The sequence below is a fragment of the Nonomuraea monospora genome (assembly GCF_039531895.1).
In the GTDB taxonomy this organism is placed as follows: domain Bacteria; phylum Actinomycetota; class Actinomycetes; order Streptosporangiales; family Streptosporangiaceae; genus Nonomuraea; species Nonomuraea monospora.
In genome coordinates, this window is record NZ_BAAAQX010000107.1 from 1 (window position 1) to 946 (window position 946).

At 69.0% G+C, this 946-nt stretch carries 1 protein-coding gene; it reads right to left on the minus strand.

Annotated features, from left to right (window positions below; all coding sequences use genetic code 11):
• On the minus strand, positions 1-946 hold a 946-nt coding region (groEL, locus tag ABD331_RS60685; RefSeq protein WP_344496711.1), incomplete at both ends, for a chaperonin GroEL.

The following is a 946-nucleotide window of genomic DNA, read 5'->3' on the forward strand; positions in this document are numbered from 1 at the left end:
TCGACCACGACGCCGCCCTCGAGACCGGCGTTGACCGCGATCTGCTTGAGCGGCTCCTCCAGCGCCTTCTTGACGATGGCGGCACCGGTGGCCTCGTCGCCCGCCAGCTCCAGCTTGTCGAAGGCCTCGCCGAACACGATGGCGCCGGCCTGCAGCAGCGCCACGCCGCCGCCGGGGACGATGCCCTCCTCGACGGCCGCCTTGGCGTTGCGGACGGCGTCCTCGATGCGGTGCTTGCGCTCCTTCAGCTCGACCTCGGTCGCCGCGCCGGCCTTGATGACGGCCACGCCGCCGGCCAGCTTGGCGAGCCGCTCCTGGAGCTTCTCGCGGTCGTAGTCGGAGTCGGTGCGCTCGATCTCGGCGCGGATCTCGTTGACCCGGCCGGCGATCTGCTCGGCGTCACCGGCGCCGTCGACGATGGTGGTCTCGTCCTTGGTCACCACGACCTTGCGGGCGCGGCCCAGCAGGTCGAGGGTGGCGGTCTCGAGCTTGAGGCCGACCTCCTCGGCGATGACCTGGCCACCGGTCAGGATCGCGATGTCGTTCAGCATCGCCTTGCGGCGGTCGCCGAAGCCCGGCGCCCTGACCGCGACCGAACGCAGCACGCCCTTCATCTTGTTCACGACCAGAGTCGCCAGGGCCTCGCCCTCGATGTCCTCGGCGAGGACCAGGACCGGTTTGCCCGACTGCACCACCTTGTCGAGCAGGGGCAGAACGTCCCTGTTCGCGGAGACCTTGCCGCTGACGATCAGGACGTACGGGTCGTCCAGGACCGCTTCGAGCCGGTCGGAGTCGGTGATGAACAGCGGGGCGATGTACCCCTTGTCGAAGCGCATGCCCTCGGTGAGCTCGAGCTCAAGGCCGAAGGTGTTGCTCTCCTCGACGGTGATGACGCCTTCCTTGCCGACCTTGTCCATCGCCTCGGCGATGAGCGAGCCGATCTCGG